General features: G+C 65.2%; 22 protein-coding genes and 1 pseudogene. 10 read left to right on the top strand and 13 right to left on the bottom strand.

Going from position 1 to position 20,256, the window contains the following annotated elements; genetic code table 11:
* Positions 1 to 26: 26 nt before the first annotated feature.
* A complete protein-coding gene (locus DWG20_RS05220) occupies positions 27 to 1,442 on the bottom strand; it encodes a DUF2252 domain-containing protein (protein ID WP_115432815.1) in 1,416 nt (471 codons plus the stop codon).
* A 157-nt stretch (positions 1,443 to 1,599) separates the two neighbouring features.
* Here DWG20_RS05220 and DWG20_RS05215 point away from each other — a divergent pair, with 157 nt between their 5' ends.
* Complete coding sequence (locus tag DWG20_RS05215; protein WP_115432814.1) at positions 1,600 to 1,824, top strand: hypothetical protein; 225 nt, start codon at positions 1,600 to 1,602, stop codon at positions 1,822 to 1,824.
* Positions 1,817 to 2,707, top strand: a complete 891-nt coding sequence (locus DWG20_RS05210) for a DMT family transporter (protein ID WP_115432813.1) — start codon at positions 1,817 to 1,819, stop codon at positions 2,705 to 2,707. Before DWG20_RS05215 ends, DWG20_RS05210 begins: the two co-directional genes overlap by 8 nt.
* A gap of 121 nt (positions 2,708 to 2,828) precedes the next feature.
* On the opposite strand, the gene DWG20_RS05205 is transcribed toward DWG20_RS05210, so the two are convergent.
* The 3 genes from DWG20_RS05205 to DWG20_RS05195 all read right to left on the bottom strand — a co-directional run bounded on the left by DWG20_RS05205 (position 2,829) and on the right by DWG20_RS05195 (position 4,159).
* On the bottom strand, positions 2,829 to 3,266 hold the full coding sequence (locus DWG20_RS05205) for a hypothetical protein (RefSeq protein WP_115432812.1): 438 nt from the start codon (positions 3,264 to 3,266) through the stop codon (positions 2,829 to 2,831).
* A gap of 40 nt (positions 3,267 to 3,306) precedes the next feature.
* Entirely contained in the window at positions 3,307 to 3,621 is a 315-nt protein-coding gene (locus DWG20_RS05200; RefSeq protein WP_147289917.1) for a hypothetical protein, read from the bottom strand.
* A gap of 124 nt (positions 3,622 to 3,745) precedes the next feature.
* The gene (locus DWG20_RS05195) at positions 3,746 to 4,159 is read right to left on the bottom strand and encodes a hypothetical protein (RefSeq protein ID WP_115432810.1); all 414 of its coding nucleotides are present in this window, start codon (positions 4,157 to 4,159) and stop codon (positions 3,746 to 3,748) included.
* 169 nt (positions 4,160 to 4,328) lie between these two features.
* On the opposite strand from DWG20_RS05195, the gene DWG20_RS05190 reads away from it, so the two are divergent.
* Both DWG20_RS05190 and DWG20_RS05185 read left to right on the top strand, forming a co-directional pair.
* Positions 4,329 to 5,048 carry a response regulator gene (locus DWG20_RS05190; RefSeq protein WP_115432809.1) on the top strand — a complete coding sequence of 240 codons (720 nt, stop codon included), beginning with the start codon at positions 4,329 to 4,331 and terminating at the stop codon, positions 5,046 to 5,048.
* Positions 5,041 to 6,465 carry an ATP-binding protein gene (locus tag DWG20_RS05185; RefSeq protein ID WP_245944776.1) on the top strand — a complete coding sequence of 475 codons (1,425 nt, stop codon included), beginning with the start codon at positions 5,041 to 5,043 and terminating at the stop codon, positions 6,463 to 6,465. Before DWG20_RS05190 ends, DWG20_RS05185 begins: the two co-directional genes overlap by 8 nt.
* Before the next feature lie 77 nt (positions 6,466 to 6,542).
* Here the strand turns inward: DWG20_RS05185 and DWG20_RS05180 are convergent, their stop codons facing one another.
* Both DWG20_RS05180 and DWG20_RS05175 read right to left on the bottom strand, forming a co-directional pair.
* Complete coding sequence (locus DWG20_RS05180) at positions 6,543 to 7,112, bottom strand: YqiA/YcfP family alpha/beta fold hydrolase (protein WP_115432808.1); 570 nt, start codon at positions 7,110 to 7,112, stop codon at positions 6,543 to 6,545.
* Positions 7,113 to 7,164: 52 nt separating this feature from the next.
* Positions 7,165 to 7,869 (bottom strand): substrate-binding periplasmic protein, encoded by a 705-nt coding sequence (locus DWG20_RS05175; RefSeq protein ID WP_245944775.1) that lies wholly within the window; start codon positions 7,867 to 7,869, stop codon positions 7,165 to 7,167.
* Positions 7,870 to 8,056: 187 nt separating this feature from the next.
* On the opposite strand from DWG20_RS05175, the gene metH reads away from it, so the two are divergent.
* On the top strand, positions 8,057 to 11,761 hold the full coding sequence (gene metH / locus DWG20_RS05170) for a methionine synthase (protein WP_115432806.1): 3,705 nt from the start codon (positions 8,057 to 8,059) through the stop codon (positions 11,759 to 11,761).
* A 42-nt stretch (positions 11,762 to 11,803) separates the two neighbouring features.
* Here metH and DWG20_RS15900 read toward each other — a convergent pair whose 3' ends face one another.
* Together DWG20_RS15900 and DWG20_RS15895 are read right to left on the bottom strand one after the other, a co-directional pair.
* Positions 11,804 to 12,274, bottom strand: a complete 471-nt coding sequence (locus DWG20_RS15900; protein WP_147289916.1) for a hypothetical protein — start codon at positions 12,272 to 12,274, stop codon at positions 11,804 to 11,806.
* Positions 12,271 to 13,077 carry a DUF4747 family protein gene (locus DWG20_RS15895; RefSeq protein WP_147289915.1) on the bottom strand — a complete coding sequence of 269 codons (807 nt, stop codon included), beginning with the start codon at positions 13,075 to 13,077 and terminating at the stop codon, positions 12,271 to 12,273. The genes DWG20_RS15900 and DWG20_RS15895 overlap by 4 nt, the downstream gene beginning before the upstream one ends.
* A gap of 392 nt (positions 13,078 to 13,469) precedes the next feature.
* Here DWG20_RS15895 and DWG20_RS05160 point away from each other — a divergent pair, with 392 nt between their 5' ends.
* Positions 13,470 to 14,069, top strand: coding sequence for a phosphorylase family protein (locus DWG20_RS05160; protein ID WP_115432804.1), 600 nt, complete (start codon positions 13,470 to 13,472; stop codon positions 14,067 to 14,069).
* A 131-nt stretch (positions 14,070 to 14,200) separates the two neighbouring features.
* Here the strand turns inward: DWG20_RS05160 and DWG20_RS05155 are convergent, their stop codons facing one another.
* Positions 14,201 to 14,611 carry a DUF4399 domain-containing protein gene (locus DWG20_RS05155; protein ID WP_115432803.1) on the bottom strand — a complete coding sequence of 137 codons (411 nt, stop codon included), beginning with the start codon at positions 14,609 to 14,611 and terminating at the stop codon, positions 14,201 to 14,203.
* Between the two features lie 639 nt (positions 14,612 to 15,250).
* Between DWG20_RS05155 and DWG20_RS05150 the strand changes: the two genes are divergently transcribed.
* Entirely contained in the window at positions 15,251 to 15,589 is a 339-nt protein-coding gene (locus DWG20_RS05150; protein ID WP_245944774.1) for a helix-turn-helix domain-containing protein, read from the top strand.
* 97 nt (positions 15,590 to 15,686) lie between these two features.
* Here DWG20_RS05150 and DWG20_RS16100 read toward each other — a convergent pair whose 3' ends face one another.
* Positions 15,687 to 15,824 (bottom strand): hypothetical protein, encoded by a 138-nt coding sequence (locus DWG20_RS16100; protein WP_166726942.1) that lies wholly within the window; start codon positions 15,822 to 15,824, stop codon positions 15,687 to 15,689.
* 346 nt (positions 15,825 to 16,170) lie between these two features.
* Here DWG20_RS16100 and DWG20_RS16720 point away from each other — a divergent pair, with 346 nt between their 5' ends.
* The 3 genes and pseudogenes from DWG20_RS16720 to DWG20_RS16375 all read left to right on the top strand — a co-directional run bounded on the left by DWG20_RS16720 (position 16,171) and on the right by DWG20_RS16375 (position 17,499).
* Positions 16,171 to 16,419: a PAS domain-containing protein gene (locus DWG20_RS16720; RefSeq protein WP_425451603.1), complete on the top strand. Its 249-nt coding sequence runs from the start codon at positions 16,171 to 16,173 to the stop codon at positions 16,417 to 16,419.
* Between the two features lie 6 nt (positions 16,420 to 16,425).
* Positions 16,426 to 16,557 (top strand): annotated as a pseudogene (locus DWG20_RS16715) (PAS domain-containing protein); the annotation flags it as partial.
* A 69-nt stretch (positions 16,558 to 16,626) separates the two neighbouring features.
* Positions 16,627 to 17,499 (top strand): methyl-accepting chemotaxis protein, encoded by an 873-nt coding sequence (locus DWG20_RS16375; protein WP_281269959.1) that lies wholly within the window; start codon positions 16,627 to 16,629, stop codon positions 17,497 to 17,499.
* A gap of 128 nt (positions 17,500 to 17,627) precedes the next feature.
* Here DWG20_RS16375 and DWG20_RS05140 read toward each other — a convergent pair whose 3' ends face one another.
* The 3 genes from DWG20_RS05140 to DWG20_RS05130 form a co-directional block, all read right to left on the bottom strand.
* Positions 17,628 to 17,819 (bottom strand): Lar family restriction alleviation protein, encoded by a 192-nt coding sequence (locus DWG20_RS05140; RefSeq protein ID WP_115432801.1) that lies wholly within the window; start codon positions 17,817 to 17,819, stop codon positions 17,628 to 17,630.
* Positions 17,820 to 17,969: 150 nt separating this feature from the next.
* The gene (locus DWG20_RS05135) at positions 17,970 to 18,863 is read right to left on the bottom strand and encodes a pseudouridine synthase (RefSeq protein WP_115432800.1); all 894 of its coding nucleotides are present in this window, start codon (positions 18,861 to 18,863) and stop codon (positions 17,970 to 17,972) included.
* 268 nt (positions 18,864 to 19,131) lie between these two features.
* Positions 19,132 to 19,974 carry an HNH endonuclease gene (locus DWG20_RS05130; RefSeq protein WP_115432799.1) on the bottom strand — a complete coding sequence of 281 codons (843 nt, stop codon included), beginning with the start codon at positions 19,972 to 19,974 and terminating at the stop codon, positions 19,132 to 19,134.
* Positions 19,975 to 20,256: the final 282 nt, after the last annotated feature.

The raw sequence follows: 20,256 nt of genomic DNA, 5'->3' as shown, positions 1-20,256 counted from the left end.
GGGCTTTTTTTCATGCATGAAAACGCTTACGGCGTGAAATCCTGGCGCAATTCGTCGGTCTCGACCGGCAGCCGGCCCTGCTGCACCGCGTGGCGGAAGGTCTCGTAGTCGGCCTCGACCTGGTCGGCGTAGCCGAGCGCGTAGCCGCCGAGCGCCTTGACCAGCACGTCGCCGTTACCGAAATAGCCGGCGATTTCGGCCGCCTTGCCGCTCGCCTTGGCGTGCGCGCGCGCCAGCGACCACGCGCAAGCACGGCCGTACGCCGACAGCGCCGTCTCGTCGAAGCTCTCGAGCGTCACCGACGCCTTCATGTCGCGCAACTGTCGCACGTAGAAGTGGCGGCCGGCCGGGCCCTGCGTCCAGCCGAGGAAGAGGTCGCTCGCCGCCTGCATCAGCCGCTGGCCGCTGACCACGCGCCGGCCCTGGTGCTTGTATTGCGAAGGCGGCAAGACGCTCGTCAGCACCGACGCTCGCGCCTCCTTGATCTGCAGGAACAGCGGCTGGTCGTAGTCGTCCTCCATCAACAGCACCAGGCAGCGCGTGCCGACGCTGCCGACGCCGACCACCTTGAACGCCATGTCGACCCGCTCGAAGCCAGACAACAGCGTGCGGCGGCTGGTCTCCACCGTCTCGAGGTAGCGCTTCATCATCGGGTCGACCAGCGCGCGCCAGTCGCCGGTCGCGAGCCACGCGTCGTCGTCGGGCAAGAGCGTGTCCTCGTGGTGGACGTGGAACAGCGACGGCGGGTTGTCGACCAGGTGTAGCCGCCCGCCGACCTCGTGTGTGATCTTGGGCAACAGCGCCGCGTGCGTGCGCGTCTTGGCCTTGTTGATCATCTTCCACAGATGGTCGTTCAGCCCGTCCGGGCTCGCCGCGGCGAGCTGGTCGACCGACAGCCGGCTGTACCACAGGTCGAGCCGGCCCATGTGCGCGTACTCGTTGACGTGGCGGCGGTAGGCGTCGGCCGCCTCCTCGGCGATGCGCCGCGCGACGATCTCGTTGAAGCCCAGATGGCGCGCGGCGAGCACCGCGCTGACCAGCAGCCGCTTGAGGTCCCATTCCCACGGGCCGGGCAGCGTTTCGTCGAAGTCGGTGATGTCGAACAAGAGTTCGCGCTCGGGCGACGCGAACAGGCCGAAGTTCATCAGGTGCGCGTCGCCGCAGATCTGGAACGACAGCCCCGAGCGCGGCGACGCGGCGAGGTCGGAGGTCTGGATCAGCGCGGCGCCGCGGAAGAAGGCGAACGGGCTGGCGACCATGCGGCTGTAGCGGATCGGCACCAGCGCCGGCACGCGCCCGGCACTGCTCGCCTCGAGCCAGGCGACCACGTCGCGCTTATCGGCGGTGTGCGGCTTGGCGTGGCTGGAGCGCGGGCAGTCGCCGCGTCGCGCCTGGCCGGCGCCGTAGGCGGTGCGGAAGGCTTCGGTTTCTTCGAATGACATCGGCTTCTCCTGGGGGGCCTCCCCAGTCTAGCCGTCGGGCCTTGCCGGCGGCAACGCCGCGCGTTTCACGTGAAACGGTCGCCATCCGAGCAAGAATCGGGTCGAGTCGGCCGCGGGCGCGGCGTACACTCTTAGCATCTCCATCAGGGAGCCGGCCATGAGCGACTTCTCCGTTTCGGCGTCCGACAGCGAAGCCCGGGACTACCGGCGCGCCGCGCGCGCCATCGTGTGGCTGATGCGGCACGCCGGCGTCAGCCCCAAGCGTTTCTTGCTGCACCTGACGGTGACCGCCGCGAAGGCGAGGTTGGCCGAGCCCGGCGCGCTGCTCGGCCGGGAAGCGGCGCACAGCCGGCACGCCGACAAGGGGATCCACCATGCGTGACGCGCTGACTCTCGTCGTGCTGGCCGCGCTGTGGGGCGCGTCCTTCCTGTTCATGCGCGTCGCCACGCCGGCGTTCGGCCCGTTCGCGCTCGTCTGGCTGCGCCTCGCGCTCGCCGGGGCCATCCTCGTGCCGCTCATCGTCTGGCAGGGCGGCGCGCCGGCGTGGCGCGCGAACGCCCGGCCCATCTTCGTCGTCGGCGTGATCAACTCGGCGCTGCCCTTCTGTCTGATCTCGTGGGCGACGCTGACGCTGCCGGCGGGGATCGCATCGGTGCTCAACGCGACCACGCCCTTGATGACCGCGCTGTGGGCGATGCCGCTGGCCGGCGAGAGGCTGTCCGCGCAACGGCTTGCCGGCCTCGGGCTGGGCTTGGCCGGCGTCGCCGTCCTGGCAATGGGCAAGATCGACGGTTCGGCCGCCGGCGTGCTGCCGGTGCTGGCGATGCTCGCCGCGACCGCGAGCTACGGCCTGGCCGCCCACTACGCGCGGCGCGAGCTGACCGGCGTGCCGCCGCTGATCGTCAGTGGCGGCAGCCTCGCGTCGACCTCGCTGCTGCTGGCGCCGCTGGCGCTGTGGACGTGGCCGGCGACGATGCCGGGCGTCGTCGAATGGGGCGTGGTGCTGGCGCTGGCGGCGCTGTCGACCGCGCTCGCCTACCTGCTCTACTACCGGCTGATCGCGTCGCTCGGCGCGACGCGCGCGAGCGCGGTCACCTATCTGATCCCGCTGTTCGGCGTGTTGTGGGGGGCATGGCTGCTCGGCGAGCCGGTCGGACTGTCGATGCTGGCCGGCGCGGCGCTGATCCTGGCCGGCGTCGGATTCCTGCAGTACAAGCGCTTGGCCAACATCGGCCGGACCGGTGCCGAGAAGGCGGGGAGCTAGCGCGGGCCGGTACGCGGCATGGCAAGGCGGCGCCGGTGGGGCGTTTTCTGGGGACTAGGAAAGTTGGGGAGGCTCGGCCAACGTTGGCCGAGCCGGAATCGAAGTCGCTGCGGGAAGTGGTTCAGCGCAGCTTTCCGGCCACGCACAGCCGGTTAGCCGAGCCGGATTCGGCGATGCACGCGCGCTCGGCCTCGTCGCGGCGCTGGCATTGCACCGGGTTGGCGTGCGTCTTGCAGGCGGCGGCCGGCAGCGAGGCGAGCACGCACTGGCGGCGCCCGGCGCCCTGCAGCGTGTCGCACTGTTTCTGCGCGGCCGGCAGCGCGCGGCAGCGTTCGGGACGGCCGCGGCAACTCAGCGTGGGGGTGAATTCTTCGACGCAGGCGCGGCGCTGGCCGCCGGAGAGGTCGAGGCAGGACAAGGCGCCCTGCCGGTAGGCTTCGCAACGCAAGGGGGCGGCGCTGTCGAGGCAGTCGGGAGCCGGGGCGGCCAAAGCGGCGCCGACCGGCAGGAACCCTCCCGCCGCAGCGATGAGCACGCGTATCCAGACCGACACGCCCATGGCGTCCCTCCCCTATGTCTACAAGCGGCAGTTCTCGCGGCTAGTCGCGGTCTTCGAGCGAGCGTCGCTGCGTGTCGCGCCAGCGCTGCCGGCCGCGATCGTCGTCCCGCTGCATGGCGCCAGGCGGCGAGAGCCTGCGGTAATCGCGATTCGGCGACCTGGCCTCTTCGGGGCTGAGGTCGCCGTAGCGGATCGCTTCTTTCATTCGCAAATCGCGCAGGCGGCGCGGTGGTTCATCCTGCCTTTCGGCGTATTCGCGGTCGTGCGGCCCCCCGCGCTCGCGCGCGGCGACCTCCCCGGCTTGCAGCGCGAGGCAGACCAAAAGACAGCAGACTGAAATAAAGCGGGACATCATGCTTGTATTGTAGAGCGAGTTGCCTGGCTGCGGGGGACCTCGGCGTTGGACCGTGGCGTACCCGATACGGGCGACGGTGTCCGGAGCGCGATGAATCGCATCGTGCGTCGCCCGTGCGCGGCCATCAGGGGCGCGCCGTGCCGGTGGGGGATTCGAGTGTGCCGTGCTGGCGCCAGCCCTCGGGCGGCGTCTTGCGAGGCGGGCCCTTCACGTCGTTTTCGGCGAGCGCCCGCACCCTGTCGGCGTAGGCCAGACGCTCGGCCTGCAGCCGTTGCTGCGCGGCATCGTCGAGCTTGCCCCGGTCGCGCAGCGCGTCGTGGCGCGCCTTGAGCGCGGCGCGCTCGCTGGCCAGCGTCCTGAGTTCGGCCGAGGTCAGCGCGCCGGACAGGATCGCCTCGCGCATCGACGTCGGGTGGGCGCTGACGGTGGCGCCGTGCTGCGTCGGGTTCGCATCGAAGGCCGGCGCGGATGCCGTCTGCGCGGCGAAGGCCCAGAGCGGGACGAGGCCCAGCGCGAGGGCGCTCAGGGTGCGGGGCATGGCGGACTCCTTGGGGGTGGAGGGGGATGCCACCACTGTAGGCGCCGGCTGTTGCCCAATCTTGTGCCGGACGGCGGCAAGTGTTAAAGACTGTGAATCGGTACGATTCCTTCACACTTTCTCGAACGCGGCTGCTGACCGGCGGCGCGCCAGACGCTACTCTTGCCGCATGGAACAAGCCAAAATCCTCATCGTCGACGACGACGCCAAGCTGCGCGATCTGTTGATCCGCTACCTCTCTCAACAGGGCTACACGGTCGACAGCCTGCCCGACGCGCGCGACATCGACCGCAAGCTCGCGCGCAACCGCCCTGACCTCTTGGTGATGGACGTGATGATGCCCGGCGAGGACGGCCTCGCCGTCGTGCGCCGGCTGCGCGCGCAGGGCGAGCCGGTGCCGGTGATCATGCTGACCGCGCGCGGCGAAGACATCGACCGCATCCTCGGCCTCGAGATGGGCGCCGACGACTACCTCGCCAAGCCGTTCAACCCGCGCGAGCTGACCGCGCGCATCCAGGCGGTGCTGCGCCGCCACCACGCGACGCCGGTGCTGTCCGAGAGCCTCACCGACACCGCGCCTTCCGAGTTCGGCCCCTTCATGCTGCGCTTCGAGCAGCGCACGCTGACCCGCGGCGACGAGACCATCCCGCTGACCAGCGCCGAATTCGCGGTGCTGGCCGTGCTCGCGCGCCATCCGCGCCGGCCGCTGACGCGCGAGCAGATCATGGAGCTCGCGCTCGGCAAGGGCGGCGGCGAGTCGCTCGACCGCAGCATCGACGTGCACGTGTCGCGCCTCAGAAAGGCGCTCGGCGCCGACGGCCCGCGCTTCATCCAGACGGTGTGGGGCTACGGCTACGTCTTCCTGCCCGACGGCGTCGGCGGTGAATAAACCCTTCGTCGAGGGCGCGCTCAGGCGCGTCGGCACCGCCACGCTGGCGGCGGCGCGGCTCGGTTCGCTGCCGTCGGTGCGCTTCAGCCCGGCCGGCGGCGGCCTGTTCGGCCGCATCGCGCTCCTCTTGGTGGCCGCCGTGCTGGCGAGCCAGGCGTTCACGCTGTGGCTGACCGTGCGCCAGCGCGAAGACCTGTTGGCCGAGCAGCTGTACGCGCAGGTGGTCGACACGCTGGCCGACCTTGAAGGCATGCTCGACACCATCCCGCGCGACGACCGCACCGCCTTCCTGGGTTCGTACAACCGCCCCGGCCTGCCGCAGCTGTTGCCGCTCGACGCCGCCCGGCGCTTCGCGTTCAACGCCCAGGTGCCGAGGCTCGGCATGCAGCTCGCCGGCCGGCTCGCGGCGAACCTGTCCGAACCGGTCGAGGTGCGCTGGCGACAGGTCGGCGAGCGGCGCGAATTGTGGCTGGCGGTGCAGGTGGTCGACGCGCGCTACTGGCTGGTGATGCCGCTCGGCCGCTTCCTCGGCCCGCCGCTGTCGCCGACGCTGATCGCGTCGGCGGTGGTCGCCTTCGTCGCGTTGCTGGCGGCGTTCGCGCTCGCCTGGCGCGTGACGCGGCCGCTGTCGAAGCTGGCCGACGCGTCGCGCGAACTCGGCGCCGGCGGCACGCCCGCGCCGATCGAGCCGGCCGGCCCGCGCGAGATCCGCGCGTTCACCGCGCAGTTCAACCGCATGGTCGCGCACCTCGACGTCGCCGCGAGCGAGCGCCGGCTGATGCTCGCCGGCCTGTCGCACGACCTGCGCACGCCGCTGACGCGACTGAAGCTGACGCTCGAATTGCAGCCGGACAACCCCGACCGTCCCGACATGCTCGCCGACATCGACGAGCTGTCGCGCATCGTCAACCAGTTCATCGACTTCGCGCGCAGCGAGGAAGGCGGCCGCATGGAGCCGGTCACCTTGGCCGAGCTCGCCGACAGCGTCGTCGCCCGCTTCGTGCGCGGCGGGCTGGCCGTGCGCTTCGAACGCGAGGCCGAGCCGGAACTCCTGGCCGACGCGCTGGCGCTCGAGCGCATGCTGTCCAACCTGATCGACAACGCGCGCCGCTACGGCGCGACGCCGATCACGGTCACGCTGGCCGAGGGCGCCGGCATGGCCGAGCTGACGGTGCACGACCGCGGCCGCGGCATCCCGCCGGGCGCGCGCGAGGCGGCGCTGGCGCCGTTCGAACGGCTCGCGCCGCAGCGCGGCCACGACGGCGGCAGCGGGCTCGGCCTGGCGATCGTGTCGCGCGTGGTGCAGCAGCACGGCGGCATGCTGCTCTTTATCGACCCGCCGCAGGGCGGCTTCGCGATCCGCGTGCGGCTGCCGCTCGGTCGCGCGCCGTCGCCGCCCGCCCTCTCGTCTTCCTGACGCCAGAGGCGCCGCCACGAAAAAGGCTCGGCCAACCCCTGAAGGTTGGCCGAGCCTTTTTTTATCCCTCCGCGTCGTCAGCGCCCTTCGGCGAACGCCAAGAGATCGGGCAGGCATTCGTGCCAGCGTTGCAGCCTGTGGTCGTCGCCGGCGAACACCGTCTGGCGGCAGCCGGAAAAGTCGCGCGCGGCGACGCGCCAGTCGAGCACTTCGTCGTGGCTGCCGAGCACCAGCCAGTAGCGGCGCGGGTCGGGTCTGGCGATGAAGTGCGCACGGAGCGCGTCGACGTCCGGCTGTCCGAGTGTGAAGGTCTCGCCGGTGTGAGGGTGGACGTGCTCGCCGCAGCGCGTGCCGAACAAGTCGAAAGGCCGCGTCGACGGGTTGATCAGCACCGCGCGCCGGTCCAGCGTTTCGGCCAGATAGGTCGCGTAGAAGCCGCCGAGCGAGCTGCCGATCAACAGCGTGTTGGCCGGCAGCTTTTCGACGAGGTCGCGCGCGGCGCGAAGCGCGTCGGCCGGGTGCGGCGGCAGTTGCGGTGCGTGGAAGGTGTCGGCCAGGCCGCGCGCGGCGAGCCAGTCGCGCGTTTCGCGCGCCTTGGCCGAGCCGGGGCCGGACTGGAAGCCGTGCAGGTAGACGATGTCGGGCATGGTCGTGAAGGGCCGAAGCCCTCCAGTATTCCGGTAAGGGGAAACCCCGAGTTTAGCTGCCCTGCCACTGGTAGCGCGACAGGATGGCCTTGATCTGGCCGTTTTTCTCGAGCCGGTCGATCGCCCGGTTGAGTTCGCCGACGCCGAAGCCGCCCTTGGGGGCGACCGCGCACATGGTCGGCAGGCTGGTGAACACCATCGGGTGCACCTTCAGCGCGCGCGCCTCGAGCGGGTTGGCGCGCGCCCACGCGACGTACTCGAGCTCGGACGGGATGGCGGCGTCGGACAGCCGCATCAGCACCGCCTTCAGCATCAGGTCGAGCCGGGTCTCGTTGACGCGGCTCGACCGCCGCGCCTTCCACATCGGTTCGAGTGGCTGATAATGAAAACCGAGGATGGCGCCGATGCGCTTGCCGGCCAGCTGGTCGACCGCCGTGATGTCCGGCTCGCCCTTCAGCGTGACGACGCGCTCGATCTGCGGGTAGAGCTCGCGCGTCCAGCCGAGGCGGGCGGCGTTGCCGAACCACCTGGGGTTGGCGTTGCAGTGGATGTCGACCTTGTTGCGCTCGATGTTGCTCTCGACGCGGTTGCGCGACACGACGACGTACTCGGGCGTCGCGCCCAGTTGTTTCGCGAGCGCGTCGCCCAGTTCCTTGTACAGGCCGCCGACGAGCTCCATGTCGGAGCCCTTGGCGAGCATCACGATCGGCGGGCTGTCCGAGGCGCCCACGCCGATGCGCAGGACCGGGGCGGCCACGGCGGCGGCGGGCGGGAGCGAACACGCGACCCACAGGCAGACACTGAATATCGGGCGTTTTGGCATAACCGGATGCTTTCTTGTTATAAGCCGTGCCGGAACGGAGGCTAAGGCGCGTCGTGATAAGATGGCTGCGACCCCATTATTCTTCCGAATCCGTATTTAGTCTATTTGTCAATCCCAAGCCATGACGAACGCATTGCATCACTCCCTCGCCGCCCAGCTCGAGCGCCGCATCCTGATCCTGGATGGCGGCATGGGCACCATGATCCAGCGCCACACGCTCGAAGAGGCCGACTACCGCGGCGAGCGCTTCCGTGACTGGCATTGCGACGTCAAGGGTAACAACGACCTGTTGGTGCTGACCCGGCCGGACATCATAGCCGGCATCCACCAGGCCTACCTCGACGCCGGCGCCGACATCGTCGAGACCAACACCTTCAACGCGACGTCGATCGCGATGGCCGATTACGAGATGGAAAGTCTCGTATGGGAGATCAACCACGCCGCCGCCAAACTCGTCAAAGACCTGTGCGTCGCGAAGACCTCGGCCGACAAGCCGCGCTACTGCGCCGGCGTGCTCGGCCCGACCAACCGCACCTGTTCGATCAGCCCGGACGTGAACGACCCGGGCTACCGCAACGTCACCTTCGACGCGCTGGTAGAAAGCTATACGGAAGCGATCGACGGCCTGGTGAAGGGCGGCGCCGACCTGTTGCTGGTCGAGACCATCTTCGACACGCTGAACGCCAAGGCGGCCGTCTTCGCCATCCACAAGTATTTCGACGACCGCCCGGAAACGCCGCGCCTGCCGATCATGATCTCGGGCACGATCACCGACCAGTCGGGGCGGACCCTCACCGGCCAGACCACCGAGGCGTTCTACAATTCCTTGAGCCACGCCGACGCGATCTCGTTCGGCCTGAACTGCGCGTTGGGCCCCGACCTGTTGCGTCCCTACGTCGAGGAGATGGCGCGCATCTCGGACACCTATGTGTCGGTGCACGCCAACGCCGGCCTGCCGAACGCCTTCGGCGGCTACGACCTCGGACCGGAAGAGATGGCCGAGCAGGTGAGCGAATGGGCGGTGTCGGGGCTGGTCAACATCATCGGCGGCTGCTGCGGCACCACGCCCGAGCACATCGGCGCGATCTACCAGGCGGTGAAGGACGTGCCGCCGCGCAAGCTGCCCGAGATCGAGAAGAAGTGCCGGCTGTCGGGCCTCGAGCCGTTCAACATCGGCGACAAGGATCTGTTCGTCAACGTAGGCGAGCGCACCAACGTCACCGGTTCGCGCGCGTTCGCCAAGTTGATCCTGAACGGCGACTACGCGACCGCGCTCGACGTCGCGCGCCAGCAGGTAGAGAACGGCGCGCAGGTGATCGACATCAATATGGACGAGGGCATGCTCGACGCGCACGCCGCGATGGTGCGCTTTTTGAACCTGATCGCCGCCGAACCCGACATCTCGCGCGTGCCGATCATGATCGATTCGAGTAAGTGGGACGTGATCGAGGCCGGCCTGAAGTGCATTCAGGGCAAGGGCATCGTCAACTCGATCTCGATGAAGGAAGGCCGCGACAAGTTCGTCGAACAGGCGCGGCTGGTGCGCCGCTACGGCGCGGCGGTGATCGTGATGGCGTTCGACGAGGTCGGCCAGGCCGACACCTTCGCGCGCAAGGTCGAGATCTGCGAGAAGAGCTACCGCATCCTCGTCGACGAGGTCGGCTTCCCGCCCGAGGACATCATCTTCGACCCGAACGTGTTCGCGGTCGCCACCGGCATCGACGAGCACGCGCGCTACGGCCTCGACTTCATCGAGGCGACCGGCTGGATCAAACAGAACCTGCCGCACGCGAAGATTTCCGGCGGCGTGTCGAACGTCAGCTTCAGCTTCCGCGGCAACAATAAGGTGCGCGAGGCGATCCACGCGGTCTTCCTGTATCACGCGATCAAGCAGGGCATGACGATGGGCATCGTCAACGCCGGCGCGCTCGAAGTCTACGACGAGGTCGACCCGAACCTGCGCGAGCGCATCGAAGACGTCGTGCTGATGCGCACGCCGCGCGACGGCGGCGATGCGAACGAGCACCTTATAACGTTGGCCGAGAGCTTCCGCGGCGACGCGAAGGAGGCCAAGGGCGAAGACCTCGCGTGGCGCAGCCAGCCGGTGGAAAAACGGCTTGAACACGCGCTGATCAAGGGCATTACGACTTACATTGTCGAAGACACCGAAGAAGTCAGGCAAAAGTGCGCGCGGCCGATCCACGTGATCGAAGGCCCGCTGATGGACGGCATGAACGTCGTCGGCGACCTATTCGGCGCCGGCAAGATGTTCCTGCCGCAGGTGGTGAAATCGGCGCGCGTGATGAAGGCCGCCGTCGCCCACCTCGAACCGTTCATCGAGGAAGAAAAGATTCGCATGGGCCTCAAGGACGCGCCGGCCAAGGGCGTGATCATCATGGCGACGGTGAAGGGCGACGTGCACGACATCGGCAAGAACATCGTCGGTGTGGTGCTGCGTTGCAATAACTACCAGGTGATCGACCTCGGCGTCATGGTGCCTTGCCAAAAGATCCTCGACGCGGCGATCGAACAGGGCGCCGACATCATCGGCCTGTCCGGCCTGATCACGCCGTCGCTCGAGGAGATGGCGCACGTCGCCAAGGAAATGCAGCGCCAGGGCTTCGACATCCCCTTGCTGATCGGCGGCGCGACGACGTCCAAGGTGCACACTGCGGTCAAGATCGCGCCGAACTACCAGCTCCCGGTGATCTACGTGCCCGACGCCAGCCGCGCGGTCGGCGTGTGCTCGAACCTGTTGTCGGACACGCTGAAAGACGACTTCGTCAAAGGCGTCGCCGACGAATACCAGCGCGCACGCGAAGGCCACGCCAACCGCCGCGAGGGCAAGCTCGCTACCTTGGCCGAGGCCCGCGCCAACAAGCACAAGACCGATTGGGCGACGTACAGCCCGGTGAAGCCGCAATGGCTCGGCGTGCGCGAGTTCCGCAATTATCCGCTCGCCGACATCGCCAAGTGCATCGACTGGACGCCGTTCTTCCAGAGCTGGGAGCTGGCCGGCCGCTTCCCGCGCATCCTCGACGACGAGGTCGTAGGCGAATCGGCGCGTGCGCTGTGGGCCGATGCACAGGCGATGCTGGGGCAGATCGTCAGCGAGAACTGGCTTGCCGCCAACGGCGTGATCGGCCTGTTCCCGGCCAACACCGTGAACGACGACGACATCGAGGTCTACGACCCCGAAACCGGCGAGAAGCTGTTGACCTGGGTCGGCGTGCGTCAGCAGATGAAGAAGAACGACATCAAGCCGAACTGGTGTCTGGCCGACTTCGTCGCGCCGAAGGATTCCGGCGTTGAGGACTACGTCGGTATGTTCGCCGTCACCGGCGGCCTTAACATCGACGACCGGGTGAAGGCGTTCGAGGACGCCAACGACGACTACTCGGCGATTCTACTCAAGGCGCTGGCCGACCGCTTCGCCGAGGCGTTCGCCGAGCTGATGCACGAGCGCGTGAGGAAGGAGTTCTGGGGCTACGCGTTTGATGAGGACCTGTCCAACGACGAACTGATCGACGAGCAATACCGCGGCATCCGCCCTGCCCCCGGCTACCCGGCGTGCCCGGACCATACGGTGAAGCCGGCGATGTTTGACGTGCTCGGCGCGCGCAACATCGGCATGGACATCACCGAGGGCTACGCGATGACGCCGGCGGCGGCGGTGTCCGGCTTCTACCTTGCGCACCCGGATGCGCAGTACTTCGGCATCGGCAAGCTCGATCGCGATCAGGTCGAAAGCTACGCCGAGCGCCGCGGCGTGACGCTGGCACAGGCCGAGCGCGATCTCGCGCCGAATTTGGGGTATGACACGTAATAATTTGTATGTCTAAAAATAAAGGTTGGCTTTTGCCAACCTTTATTTTTTATTCGTGGATGACAGTAGGATATCTAATTCGTTGCTATAGAAAAAAATAGACCCAGCGCAAAGCATTGAACCGATTACGGAGGAGATTAATATGCTACTAGTGAATCTGTCGACTGGCTGTGCCGTGGAAAAATATAATCCGCCAAGACAAAAAACAAAAATATAAATTATTGCCACATAAAAAGTAATTCGCCACTCTATATACTCGGGCCATTCTTTGAGTGTGGTGGTTTTTTCTCCTCCAGGGTTAATTATTTTCACTCCAGTGCTGGCTGTCCAAGCTAGTAAAGCGATAGGAATCCCTCCAAGGTATTTCGCAGTTTCTCCATTTTGGGCGAGTTTTTGTTGTGCCCAGTCCATAAGAAAAATCTCATTTTGATAAAGTGCGAAGGGTAAAAGCAATAGAATAAATTCTGGGGAAATAAAAAAGATCCTTAAAAATAAAATGATCTTTCGGTTCATTTGTGCTCCATGTCGCGTTCAGAACTGGTGCGTGCTAACCATTTTTCTGCCTCTTCGGCAAGGAGCTGAGGGCTCGGGTCCTTGTCAAACAGAAAGCTGAGTTGTGTGTCAGAGGTTTTAATGGTTGTTATTTCACCATCTTGAATGCCCTCGACCGTAGCCGTGCCGTATCCATCTGCAGCCATCAGTAGAGCTGCATCAGTAATGGCCGGCTCGTTCTCAGGCTGGAAGTTTTTGTCTTTTAGTATCTCGCGCATCAGTCGAATGATCTCGGTGTTGAGTCCGATCTCACTTTTCTCTTTTATGTTAATCTGTTGGGCATTTCTTGACTCTATGTAGTTTAATAGCTTCCCCCAGAGTCGGCCAAACAAAGGATTGGGCGGGAATATCTTTGTTTCAATCTCTTTCACTCGGTCAAGAGTAGAGACTTTTTTGATGAAACTTCGATAGTCTGCAATGGGGTCAAGCTGACAGTCGACAAAAAAACCATCAAAATAATTTATAACTATGTTTCTGAATCGTTCACAAAATGTAGATGCATCGATATTGTTCCAAGTGTGAGAGTGTGCAATTCCAGAGTAGTCGGGGAAATAGACAAATGGAACGCTGGCGATAAGTAAGTTTTGCGCTTCGGCTTCTATCGTTGATTTATTGTCTACTAGCTTGACATAATCGTCTCTAAATTTAGAAAGCCGTCCAAATATAAAGTCATGATTGTTGGCTTTTCCTGTGGCTGTATCAGTGATGTTCCATTTGAATTGGCCATAGGAGATAAAGTTTGAATTGACTAAGGCATCCATCATGGCAGTCTTGTTGCCATGTAACTCCCCAAGTTTAACCACTCTATTTAGATAGTATCTTGATCTTTTATAAGCCATATTAAGATGTAGCTTTTCTGTGTATGGTCGTTAGGGAGGTGAGATGTGAGCAGTGTCGCGGAGCCTATTTGTTGCAGCATTGTGGCCCTATCAAACTTGCTCAAATACATGGTGTTCCAACTCGGCCTCAAGGTGAGGTGAGGATCAAATATTGGTTTAACCATTTTACATGACAATCCATTTTGCATGAATGTTTGTGCTACTGAATCTACGATTCATCGAACGCCTGAGTGAAACATGCCAGCAGTTGTTTCCGATGCTTCGGAACATTTCTTGCTACGTATAATGGTTATCGGTTGCCTTCTTCTTTGCCCACCATGAACATCACCCTCCTCTTCCCCACCGCCACCGAAGCCAGCCTGTTCCAGCGCGACGGCGTGAAGACGCTGGTTTCCGGCGTCGGCCTGACCGCCACCGCGCACGCCGCGACCAAGGAAATCCTCAAGGAGCGCCCCGACTGGATCATCCTCGCCGGCGTGGCCGGCATGTACCCGCACGCGCAGCTGTCGGTCGGCGACGTGGTGCTGGTCGAGTCGGAGGTCGAGGGCGATCTGGGCTTCTTCACGCCGGACGGTTTCACGCATCTGGCGCACCTGCCGCTCGACATGGACTTCGCGCGCCGCCACACGCTCGCCTGCCCTCACCTGCCCGATGACACGCCTTTCAAGCGCGCGCGCAGCCTGTCGCTGAACGCGGCGCTAGCACCCTTCGTCGACGCGCGCGAGGTGGAGATCGAGAACATGGAGGGCGCGGCGTTCTTCCATGTGTGCCGCGAGGAAGGTGTGCGCTTTCTGGAGTTGCGCGCGATCTCGAACGTTGTGCGCCAAGGCCACGACGACTGGGACCTCGAAGGTTCGGTGCGGGCGCTGACCGACGGCCTGCACACGCTGCTCGACGGGCTGCTCGGCCAACCTTGAGGCGCCGCCGCCCGCGCCGGCTTGTGGACAAGTTGGGGCTGTGGATAAGACGGTTGGAACAAAAACGAAGCGGGCGAAGCGCTTGATGGCGCTTCGCCCGTTTTGCGTCGGGTGGGATGGTCTGCCTTACGTTACGGCGCGACTTTCACCCTGATGCTGCTGCTCAGCTCCGGCCCGTAGGACCGATGCGCGCCGTCGGCGAACTGCAGCGTCAACGTGTGCTCGCCCGGCGGCAGCGCCAACTCGGTTTTCGTCTGCCCCTTGCCGAAGTGCAGGTGGCGCTCGTCGCTCGGCACCCCCTCTTTCTGCGGGATGGGGTCGCCGTCGATGATCAGGTGATGGTGGCCGGTGCCGGGCGTCGCGTCGCCGGCCGGCGCGATGCGCAGGCCTTCCACGCCGAAGCGCACCTTGAACGGGCTTTGTACCGTGGCGCCGTTGTCCGGCTCGACGAAATAGACGCGTCCATATACGCGTCCGGCGGCCGACGCGATGCCGCTCGCGAGCCAGGCGCCAAGGCACAGGGCCAGTGCGATTGTTCTCATCGACGTTTCTCCCATCCAGGGCAAGGTGACGCTTCGCATTATGGCCGGCGGCGAGGGCGACCACCAATTTTGGCCTCGTGCCCTGCCAGACCGTGTCCGGCCGGCGCCGCCCTGCAAGCGCCCCGCCCTCCTCCGCCTCCCGGTTAGGCCGCGTGTCACGAGGCCTCAATATCCGGGCGCCGTACTTGTGTGCTCATCGCCGGCGTCCGAAAAATACATGCCACATACATAGCCGCTGACGCCCGTCTTGCGCGCGATCTCGTCGCGCGGGAATCGTTGGCTGGCAAGGCGCGACGCGTATTTCCCCTAAGTATTAAATGTATTGTTGTATGATTTTATGCGGATAGGGCTGATGTATCGTTTATGCGCTTGTATGTATTGAGTGTGTGTTTCTTTAATACGCGACGCACGACGCAGTGCAGTGTTCTGTAATTAAATGGCAAACTTCCTGCCGTCGTGATGGTGTTGATTTTCGTATGTTGCAAAATTAATACATACAGGCAGCGCGCGATGTATGATTTGTGTGTATTTGTGGGGTGTGGTGTATGATGCTGCCGGTCTACCCTCATTCACGCGGTGCCCCACATGCCTGTCCTGCCCGACTTTGAAAGCGCGGAGTTCCCTCCGGCGTTGAAAGCCATGCGGAAGCAGCTGCGCCTGTCGCGCACCGCGCTCGCGCAGCAAGTGCAGCTGTCCACCGCCGCGATCCAGCGTTACGAGGCGCAGGATGGCAGCCACATCAAGCCCAGTCGCGAAGCTTACGAAAGGCTGTGCGCCGCGTTGTCGGGCCTGTTGGCCGAGTCGCCGGCCGAACCGGTGCGCGCCCCCGCCGCGCCGGCCCCGGCGCCGCAGGCGGTGGCCGCCCCCGCCCCCGCCCCGGCCGCCGTGCCCGACGTCCTGCTCTCCGAGGCCACGCTCGAACAACTGATCGCACGCGCCAAGATGCTGGGCGCCAAGAAGGTGACGGTGGAATTCTGAGGACGATGCGCGGCGGCCCGGGCCTAGCCTGTCCATCAATGAAAAAAGGCTGACTGCGCGATCGCAGTCAGCCTTTTTCCTATCGCCGCGCCCCGGACTAATGCCGGGTCTTGTGGCCGAGGCTGGGTTTGGCCGGCGTGACCAGCGGGCTGATGGTCGTGGAAACGACGGTCACCTGTTTCGCTTTTTTGGGTTTCTTGGGCTCTTTCGTACTGCGCAATTGGTGTTTGGCCATGGTCTGACTCCTCGTCGTGCCGCCCGGCCGGCGGCGCGGCATCCGGGATGGGGCAGGTACCTTCCTGCGGTCGCAGCCCCCGCCGCAACTTAACCCCAGCATAGGCCAGCCGGCCGTTTTGTCCGCCTTTTTCCCCTTGCCCCTTCCGGAGGGAGAGGGCTGCCCCGCGCTGCCCGGCGGGGATTTGCGCCTGCCGATCCCGCTTTGCGTCATGAGTGCCGCACCCGTGGGCACGGCATGCCGGACCCGCCTGGCAGGAAAGCCGGGAACATATCGGCTATATTCATTTGTGCTATTGCATTAAAAATAAAATTACGTAGGGATTGATCGCCTGGGGAGGGCAAGCATGTTCAATCACAAGCTCAAGCAGCAAGTGTCGGCGCAACAAGAACTCATCGATACGCAGCAAGCGGTGCTCGCCGCGATCAAGCGTTCGATGGCGGTGATCGAATTCATGCCGGACGGCACCATTATCGACGCCAACGAGAATTTCCTTGCTACCGTCGGCTACCAGCGTGCGGACATCGTCGGCAAACACCATCGCATCTTCTGCGAAAAAGGTTATACGTTCAGCGCTGAATACGCCGAGTTCTGACAACGACTGAACCGCGGCGAATTCGTTTCCGGCGAATTCAAGCGCGTCGGCCGCGACGGCCAGCCGATCTGGCTCGAAGCCTCGTACAATCCGGTATTCGGCAAGGACGGCAGGCTGCTCAAGGTCATCAAGTTCGCGCAGGACATCACCCGGCACACCCGCGAGGCGCATGAGCAGGATAACAAGATCACGGCGATCAGCCGCTCGATGGCGGTGATCGAGTTCGCGCCCGACGGCACCATCCTCACCGCCAACGACAACTTTCTCGCCGCCGTGGGCTACTCGCTCGCCGACATCCAGGGCCAGCATCACCGCCTGTTCTGCGACGACGCCTACATGAAGAGTCCCGAGTACGCCGCGTTCTGGCAACGGCTCAACCGCGGCGAATACATGGCCGGCCAGTTCCAGCGGCGCGGGCGCGGCGGCGCCGTGTTGTGGCTCGAGGCCTCGTACAACCCAATGTTCGACGCCGACGGCGTGATCTACAAGGTGATCAAGTTCGCCACCGATGTCACCGAGAGCGTGCTCAACGTCAACCGCGACATCGAACACGCCACGGAGGCGTACAAGCTGTCCGAAAGCACCGAAGCGCTCTCGCGGCAGGGCGCCAGCGTGATCGAGACCGCCGCGGCCGAGATGCGCCGCATCGCCGACAGCGCGCGCGTCTCGACGCAACTGATCGAAGCGCTCGGCACGCAGTCGTCCCAGATCACCTCCATCGTCAACACCATCCACGACATCGCCGACCAGACCAACCTGTTGGCGCTCAACGCCGCCATCGAGGCGGCGCGCGCCGGCGAACAGGGGCGCGGTTTCGCCGTGGTGGCCGACGAAGTGCGCAAGCTGGCCGAGCGCACCACCCGTTCCACCGCCGAGATTTCCGGCATGATCGAAACCATTCGCGAGGGCACGCACACCGCCATCGTCAGCATGAGCGCCATGCTCAAGCAGGCTGAACAAGGCGTGGCGCACGCCAACGACGCCGGCGACGCGATCAACAAGATCCGCGACAGTACCCATCAGGTGGTCGAGGTGATCAACACCTTCTCGTCGATCGCCTCGCAAAAGCGCGCCTCGTAGCGATCGGGCCACCCAGGTTGGCCGAGCCGCCCGCCCCGCCGCGCGCCGGGCAAACAAAACCGCCGGGTCGACCCCGGCGGTTTTCGCTTGTCTGGGCTCGGCCAACGTCGCGGCCCTATGCGTGGCACTCAGCGCGTCGCGTTCCAGCGGAAGATCGCTTCCTTGCGGTTGTCGGTCTGCGGGCCGATCGCGTTGCAGTTGCCCTGGTCGGCGTAGCGGCTGCACTGCACCCAGAAGCGGCGCGAGCCGGACTTGATCACTTCGGCGGCCGAACCGCATTTGTGACAGGGCTTGGGAGCGAGCGGGGCGGATTCGGTCATGGTGGTCTTTTCGAGGGGGCGGACGGCCCGTTTCAACAAGCAGGCATGATAAAGCAAAGGCGCGCTGTCATCCCCGCAGCCCTCGCTCCAGTATGACCATCGCGCGCGCCGATCGCGTTGGCGCAGAACAAGGTCGGTCGTGCTCAGTGCCTACAGCGACAGCCCGCTCTCGAAGCGACACGCCACGCCGCTGAACGGGTCGGTGAATGCGATCGACCGCGCCAACAGCTTCAGCGGCCTGTCGTAGTCGTCCGGGCCGTCGGGCAACAGGCGCGGATACCAGCGGTCGTTCACGATAGGCACGCCGAGCGCCGCCAGGTGCGCGCGCAGCTGGTGTTTCTTGCCGGTCAAAGGCATGAGGCGCAGCCGCGCCGTGCCGCCCATCGCCTCGATCAGCTCGACGCGCGTCTCGCTGTTCGGCTCGCCGTCCACCTCGTGCATCACGAAGCTGTCGTCGCGCTCGACGAGCCGGCTCCGGTGCACATACGGCAGCGAGAGACGCGCGCGGTGGTGGACGATGGCCTCGTAGGTCTTGGCAACGCGGCGCTCGGCGAATAGCGTCTGGTAGGCGCCGCGGCTGGCCGGATCGACGCAGAACAGCATCACGCCGGCGGTCTCGCGGTCGAGCCGGTGGATGGGCGTGAGCTGGGGCAGATCGAGCGAGGTGCGCAGCCGCATCAAGAGCGTCTGGTGCAGATGCTTGCCGGACGGTATCGTCGCCAGGAAGTGCGGCTTGTCGACCACCAAGAGCCGCGCGTCGCGGTAGCGCACGGTTTCGGCGAACGGCACGACGCGCTCGGGCGGCACGTCGCGGTAGTAGTGCAGGCAGCGTCCGGCCTTGTACGGCGTGTCGGCCCTCAAAGGTTGGCCGAGTTCGTCCAGCACCTCGCCGTTGGCGAAGCGCCGCACCCACACGTCGGCATCCAGGTGCGCGAAGCGCGCGACGAGGAAGCTCAACAGGTCGGGCCAGTCGCCGGCCGGCAGCCACAGGCGGCTGGCGGCGACGCCGTCGCGGGCGGGAAGAGGCGGTACGGCGCGCGTCATGCGGGAACATCCAGTGAAGAAGCCGCGATGGTAACAGCTTGGCCGGCGCCGAGGTCCGCCAGGGTTAGTCAGGGCGGCACCGTGGTGTGCGCCGGCATCCCCATGTGCGACATCCCGCCCTTCCCCTACGCGCTGCTGCGCTGTGCTCGGCCGCCAACCTCACGCGCGCCGACGGCGAGGCATTCATCAAGTTGGCCGAGCGGGTGGCGATCACGGTCAGCGTCGTGCCCTTGTCTGCAGGAGCAGACGAACGAGGCGCTGGTGGCGCTCAAGGAAGCCGGCCCGACTTGTCGGGTAGGCCGGCCGCCCGGCGAGGGTCGGCCACGGCGGCGCATTCAAACCACTCTTCCCGATGCCACTGCACCAACCCGGCATCCGGCCGCCATTTCTCCGGCAGGTCTATCCGCCGCCCTTCCAGCCTGATCAGGCTGTCCCGCGCGAAGCCGTGCTCGGCCAAGCTTTTGATCCGGTCCGAAACCAGTACGCGCAAGTCGTCGTCGAGCGAGATCAGCCCCGTGTCGAAGGCCTTGTCGTGCAGCGCCGATAGCAGCAGGCCGTTGCTCGGGTTGAGGCGGTGCCGCTTGTCGAGCGCCCACGGTTTGATGTGGCTGGCGACCAGCAATTTAGGCTCGGCCAACCCTGTCATGCAGCAGCGGCCGCGGTAGCTGCTCAGCAGCGCGCGGCGGAAGAAACGTTGGCCGACGCGTGTCTCGACCATCGTGGTGCGGCTGGTGAGGTAGTCGGCCGGAATGTCTTGCACGACGTGCCCAAGCTTGGCCGAGGGTTGATCCACAGGCTCGGCCAACGTCGGAGCGAGCGCGGCGGTGATGCGTTCGCTTTCCAGGCCGACGCTTTCGCTGTCGTCGAGGAATGCCGCCCACACGTCGCGGTCGAGTTTGGACGCCTTGGCGAGGCCGGCGCGGCCGGTGTCGACGATGGCGGGGTCGAGGCTGGCGAGGTTGCCCAGCTTCATCGCGACCGAACCGGGCGTGCGGCCGAGCGCGGTCGCGGCGGCGATTACCAGCGGCTGGCGGGCGTGGAATTGGCCGAAGTTCAGCCGGGTGTAGAGGTTGAGCGCGACCAGTACCTCGTCGCGGGTCCACTGCGTCATGGTGGTATCCGGAATGGTGTTCTAGCCATTCTAATGACGTTGGCGTTGCCGGGCGAGTGGGGCTGGACCGGAGCGCTGGCGGATCATGGCGGGCTAGGCGTGATGCAAGCCGGCTTTGCGAATAGGAATCGGCGCGAGGGTGCGACAGGGACGTGGCGCGGACGACGTCGCGAAGGGGCCTTGCCGCGCAGCGGCACGCATCCTACCGTTGGGTGAGCCCCTGCAACACCTGAAGAGAAGGAGAGGAGTCATGACTGCGGCAAATAGGGTCAGTGCCACGAC

Origin of the sequence: Crenobacter cavernae (genome assembly GCF_003355495.1) — a bacterium.
GTDB classification, from domain to species: Bacteria; Pseudomonadota; Gammaproteobacteria; order Burkholderiales; family Chromobacteriaceae; genus Crenobacter; species Crenobacter cavernae.
The sequence above is the reverse complement of the archived record's forward strand: the minus strand, read 5'-3'. Positions and strand labels throughout refer to the sequence as shown.

Coding starts and splice junctions, on each gene's coding strand:
- DWG20_RS05150 (WP_245944774.1), top strand. CDS start 15,251: ATGCGGAAGCAGCTGCGCCTGTCGCGCACCGCGCTCGCGCAGCAAGTG.
- DWG20_RS05205 (WP_115432812.1), bottom strand. CDS start 3,266: ATGGGCGTGTCGGTCTGGATACGCGTGCTCATCGCTGCGGCGGGAGGG.
- DWG20_RS15900 (WP_147289916.1), bottom strand. CDS start 12,274: ATGAACCGAAAGATCATTTTATTTTTAAGGATCTTTTTTATTTCCCCA.
- DWG20_RS05220 (WP_115432815.1), bottom strand. CDS start 1,442: ATGTCATTCGAAGAAACCGAAGCCTTCCGCACCGCCTACGGCGCCGGC.
- DWG20_RS05195 (WP_115432810.1), bottom strand. CDS start 4,159: ATGCCCCGCACCCTGAGCGCCCTCGCGCTGGGCCTCGTCCCGCTCTGG.
- DWG20_RS05140 (WP_115432801.1), bottom strand. CDS start 17,819: ATGACCGAATCCGCCCCGCTCGCTCCCAAGCCCTGTCACAAATGCGGT.
- DWG20_RS05155 (WP_115432803.1), bottom strand. CDS start 14,611: ATGAGAACAATCGCACTGGCCCTGTGCCTTGGCGCCTGGCTCGCGAGC.
- DWG20_RS15895 (WP_147289915.1), bottom strand. CDS start 13,077: ATGATGGATGCCTTAGTCAATTCAAACTTTATCTCCTATGGCCAATTC.
- DWG20_RS05180 (WP_115432808.1), bottom strand. CDS start 7,112: ATGCCCGACATCGTCTACCTGCACGGCTTCCAGTCCGGCCCCGGCTCG.
- DWG20_RS05200 (WP_147289917.1), bottom strand. CDS start 3,621: ATGATGTCCCGCTTTATTTCAGTCTGCTGTCTTTTGGTCTGCCTCGCG.
- DWG20_RS05210 (WP_115432813.1), top strand. CDS start 1,817: ATGCGTGACGCGCTGACTCTCGTCGTGCTGGCCGCGCTGTGGGGCGCG.
- DWG20_RS16720 (WP_425451603.1), top strand. CDS start 16,171: ATGTTCAATCACAAGCTCAAGCAGCAAGTGTCGGCGCAACAAGAACTC.
- DWG20_RS05135 (WP_115432800.1), bottom strand. CDS start 18,863: ATGACGCGCGCCGTACCGCCTCTTCCCGCCCGCGACGGCGTCGCCGCC.
- DWG20_RS05215 (WP_115432814.1), top strand. CDS start 1,600: ATGAGCGACTTCTCCGTTTCGGCGTCCGACAGCGAAGCCCGGGACTAC.
- DWG20_RS05190 (WP_115432809.1), top strand. CDS start 4,329: ATGGAACAAGCCAAAATCCTCATCGTCGACGACGACGCCAAGCTGCGC.
- DWG20_RS16100 (WP_166726942.1), bottom strand. CDS start 15,824: ATGGCCAAACACCAATTGCGCAGTACGAAAGAGCCCAAGAAACCCAAA.
- DWG20_RS05130 (WP_115432799.1), bottom strand. CDS start 19,974: ATGACGCAGTGGACCCGCGACGAGGTACTGGTCGCGCTCAACCTCTAC.
- DWG20_RS16375 (WP_281269959.1), top strand. CDS start 16,627: ATGGCGGTGATCGAGTTCGCGCCCGACGGCACCATCCTCACCGCCAAC.
- metH (WP_115432806.1), top strand. CDS start 8,057: ATGACGAACGCATTGCATCACTCCCTCGCCGCCCAGCTCGAGCGCCGC.
- DWG20_RS05160 (WP_115432804.1), top strand. CDS start 13,470: ATGAACATCACCCTCCTCTTCCCCACCGCCACCGAAGCCAGCCTGTTC.